4 protein-coding genes and 1 pseudogene are annotated in these 3929 nt (G+C 39.7%); 1 reads left to right on the top strand and 4 read right to left on the bottom strand.

All coding sequences use genetic code 11. From position 1 onward, the window contains the following. From AC1DPQ_RS20455 to pdxH, 4 genes and pseudogenes are all read right to left on the bottom strand, one after another. Positions 1–292, bottom strand: a pseudogene (locus tag AC1DPQ_RS20455) (carbon-nitrogen hydrolase); the annotation flags it as partial. A gap of 281 nt (positions 293–573) precedes the next feature. Continuing rightward, entirely contained in the window at positions 574–1596 is a 1023-nt protein-coding gene (ruvB, locus tag AC1DPQ_RS20450; RefSeq protein WP_029277907.1) for a Holliday junction branch migration DNA helicase RuvB, read from the bottom strand. 31 nt (positions 1597–1627) lie between these two features. Beyond that, positions 1628–2521: a 3-hydroxybutyryl-CoA dehydrogenase gene (locus AC1DPQ_RS20445; RefSeq protein ID WP_477582308.1), complete on the bottom strand. Its 894-nt coding sequence runs from the start codon at positions 2519–2521 to the stop codon at positions 1628–1630. Positions 2522–2614: 93 nt separating this feature from the next. After that, complete coding sequence (pdxH, locus tag AC1DPQ_RS20440; protein WP_477610706.1) at positions 2615–3265, bottom strand: pyridoxamine 5'-phosphate oxidase; 651 nt, start codon at positions 3263–3265, stop codon at positions 2615–2617. 46 nt (positions 3266–3311) lie between these two features. On the opposite strand from pdxH, the gene AC1DPQ_RS20435 reads away from it, so the two are divergent. Further along, a complete protein-coding gene (locus AC1DPQ_RS20435) occupies positions 3312–3875 on the top strand; it encodes a YqgE/AlgH family protein (RefSeq protein WP_029277901.1) in 564 nt (187 codons plus the stop codon). Positions 3876–3929 lie beyond the last annotated feature (54 nt).

The following is a 3929-nucleotide window of genomic DNA, read 5'->3' as shown; positions in this document are numbered from 1 at the left end:
CATAGAGGGTGTCGCCGTTTGGATCGTGTGTCGTAAAAGAATAATCACCAGTGATCAACTTGTAGGTATGCCGATCTCCATATTCGTCGTACTCTACAATAATGGCTAATGAACAGGCTACAACCTTATCATCAACAGCGATACAGAGCTGTCCTTCTGGGAAAATATTTAAAAGTTTTGCAATACTTGATTTTGGCCAGATGGAACCACCCATACTGTCGTAGGCCTGGAGCATCGATTCTTTAAGATCTTCGTAATCTTCGAGCGTTAGTTTACGTAATTCAATATTCATAATGTTTGATTTCTATGTTATGAACACCAAAAGGGCTTAAATGTTCAGATGGATTGTATATTTCTTAGAAGATCCTGAAACAAATCCGAAAGCTATCGGATCAGGAGGACGGAATGTTTGATTTGATGCAATAGTAACCCGAGTAACGTCACCCTGAATTCATTTCAGGGTCTTTTTTTTTATTCAATCATAGAAGAGAAATCGTTTATAAAACGACAATAGATTTCTCCATTCCGTTGCACTTCAGTCGAAATGACGATTTGGCAAGAAACAATCTTGTATTAAAACAGCTTCCCGGTTTGGCCTGGATAATTTTTCTTTAAGTGCTTGTAAGCCGCTTCGGTAACTTCTCTACCCCGTGAAGTACGCATAATATATCCCTCTTGAATCAAAAACGGCTCATAAACCTCCTCAATAGTACCTTCATCTTCTCCAACAGCTGTCGCAATGGTTTTTAAACCTACCGGACCGCCTTTAAATTTATCGATAATGGTAACCAGGATCCTGTTGTCCATTTCATCCAAGCCATGTTCATCTACATTTAATGCATTGAGGGCATAGCGGGCAATTTCAGTATCGATATTTCCGTTTCCTTTAATCTGCGCAAAATCTCTTGTTCTCCGTAGAAGTGCATTGGCAATACGGGGCGTGCCACGGCTACGGCGGGCAATTTCGTAGGCACCTTCATCACTGATCGGCGTTTTTAATATATCAGAAGAGCGTAGCACAATTGTGGTTAGCAATTTAGCGTCATAGTAAGCCAGGCGGGCATTGATGCCAAAGCGTGCCCTTAACGGAGCAGTCAACAATCCGGAGCGGGTGGTAGCACCTACTAAAGTAAAAGGATTAAGCGAAATCTGTACAGAACGGGCATTCGGGCCAGTTTCGAGCATAATATCGATTTTAAAATCTTCCATGGCAGAGTATAGATATTCTTCCACAAGAGGAGATAAACGATGGATCTCATCAATAAAAAGGATATCGCCTTCATCCAAGCCGGTTAATAAACCAGCCAAATCGCCAGGTTTGTCTAATACCGGACCAGAGGTTACTTTGATGCCAGTAGCCATTTCATTGGCAATGATATGAGAGAGTGTGGTTTTACCTAATCCGGGAGGACCATGCAAAAGAACGTGATCTAAAGCCTCACCACGGAGTTTCGCCGCCTGAACAAAAATCTTCAGATTTTCCATCACTTTTTCCTGTCCCGTAAAATCTTCAAAAGCCTGTGGCCTTAAAACCCTTTCAATATCACGATCGGTTGGGCTTAGGTTGCTTGCTTCAGGATCCAGATTCTCATTCATACAGCAAATATAAAATTAAATGCTAAAAAAATTAGGATTTTTTAAATTTATCAGAAACGACAAGATCTTTTGATCCGGCAGTATATTTATAAAAACCTTCGCCAGTTTTACTACCTTTTTTACCTGCAGCAACCATATTTACCAATAATGGACATGGTGCGTATTTAGGATTACCAAAACCGTCGTTCAATACTTTTAATATTGCCAAACAAACATCCAGACCAATAAAATCGGCTAACTGCAAGGGCCCCATCGGATGTGCCATTCCAAGTTTCATTACGGTATCGATTTCATAAACGCCTGCAACGCCTTCATACAGAGTGTAAATGGCCTCGTTAATCATTGGCATTAAAATGCGGTTAGCCACAAAACCCGGATAATCATTTACCTCAACAGGAACTTTCTCCAAACTTTGCGATAGCGACATAATAGTACTGGTTGTTTCATCACTGGTGGCATAACCTCTTATTACTTCTACTAGCTTCATTACCGGAACAGGGTTCATAAAGTGCATCCCGATTACCTTATCACCTCTACCGGTTATGGCAGCAATCTGCGTAATGGAAATAGAGGAGGTATTAGAAGCCAGAATAGCATGTGCAGGTGCGTACTCATCTAAATCCTTAAAAATCTTCAGTTTTAAGTCCACATTTTCGGTAGCGGCTTCTACAATTAAATCGGAACTTTGAACGCCATCCTTTATTGAGGTATAGGTGGTGATGTTATTAAGAGCGGCCGCTTTCTGATCTTCTGTTAATGTGGCTTTGGCAACCTGTCTGTCTAAATTTTTGGTAATGGTTTGTATGGCCCTATCCAATGCAGCTTGATTAATATCAATCAGGTTGACTTGATAATTGAATTGTGCAAAGGTATGAGCGATGCCATTTCCCATCGTGCCAGATCCTATAACTGCGATTTGTTTCATCTTTAAGAGATTAAAAAAAGAGAATTTAATAGTAAACGATTAGTTAAAATAGAGATCTTGCCGGATAGCCCGATCTCTATTTATTATATTAAGTTATGGTGCCAATCTTGTTTTAGTCCAGATTCCTTTAACCTTTTCGAAATTTATCCTGTCGTGCAGCCTGCTGCTTCTTCCTTGCCAAAACTCTATCCTTGTAGGTTTTACAATATAACCGCCCCAGTGCGCAGGTTTTACAATACCTTTATCGGTGCTTTTAGCCTTTAATTCTTCAAATTTTTCTTCTAAAAATGCTCTGTTTGGAATAACCTGGCTCTGTGGAGAGGCTACGGCTCCAATCTGACTGTCAATTGGCCTCGTATTGAAATATTCTTCGGAAGTTTCCTTATCTAGTTTTTCTACCGTTCCTTCGATCCTCACCTGTCTTTCCAATTCAGGCCAGAAAAATACTAAAGCTGCGTATGGATTACGTTTTAGCTCTTTTCCTTTAGCACTTAGGTAATTCGTAAAAAATCTAAATCCATCTGTATCAACGCCTTTAAGTAAAACAATACGGGCATCGGGTCTGCCGGCTTTATCGGCTGTAGCTAAAGTCATTACATTGGGTTCGTATATCTGGGCATCAACAGCATGTTGAAACCACTTTTTAAACTGGATAATTGGGTCTTGATCAACGTCAGATTCATCCAGCAAAGCGCTTTTGTAATCTTGGCGCAGGTTTTGTAGAAATTCATTTGTAACTTGCATTTAACAAAAATAGACATCTTTTACGGTGTAACAAATGATTATCATCATGCTGAACAATATAAAACCTAAAACAGGCCGCTTGCTCATCTCAGAGCCATTTATGGCCGATCCTAATTTTAAAAGATCTGTTGTGCTATTAACAGAGCATGGCGATGATGGAACTGTAGGTTATATACTTAACCAGGTAGGTAATCTTATGCTGAATGATGTGATACAAGATTTATGGGATGCAAAAAACTACATTTATTTTGGCGGACCTGTTGCTGCAGATACCTTACATTTCATTCATCGTAGTTATGATAAACTACAGAGTGGTGAGCCTATTGGGAATGGACTGTATTGGGGTGGGAATTTTGAAACACTTAAAATCCTTTTAAATACCAATGCCATAAGCGCTGAGGAAATAAAATTTTTTATGGGCTACTCTGGCTGGGGCCATGGACAGCTCGATCGCGAAATAGAGCAGAACGCCTGGATGGTGAGCGATACCTTTAATCCTGATCTCATTTTTAGTAACGATGATGAAAAACTTTGGCGGGATGTGATCGTAAATTTAGGACCAAAATATGCACATATCAGTAATTTTCCCGTTGACCCGAATCTGAACTAATTAGTTGGCGATTTTCAGTTAACAGATTCTAGGTGAATAAAAATAGTATTATAA

Source organism: Pedobacter sp. 01T416_2 (assembly GCF_056398925.1).
Note: the sequence above shows the minus strand (reverse complement) of the source record. Positions and strands in the feature narration are given on the sequence as shown.

Coding starts and splice junctions, on each gene's coding strand:
- pdxH (WP_477610706.1), bottom strand. CDS start 3,265: ATGCAAGTTACAAATGAATTTCTACAAAACCTGCGCCAAGATTACAAA.
- AC1DPQ_RS20445 (WP_477582308.1), bottom strand. CDS start 2,521: ATGAAACAAATCGCAGTTATAGGATCTGGCACGATGGGAAATGGCATC.
- ruvB (WP_029277907.1), bottom strand. CDS start 1,596: ATGAATGAGAATCTGGATCCTGAAGCAAGCAACCTAAGCCCAACCGAT.
- AC1DPQ_RS20435 (WP_029277901.1), top strand. CDS start 3,312: ATGCTGAACAATATAAAACCTAAAACAGGCCGCTTGCTCATCTCAGAG.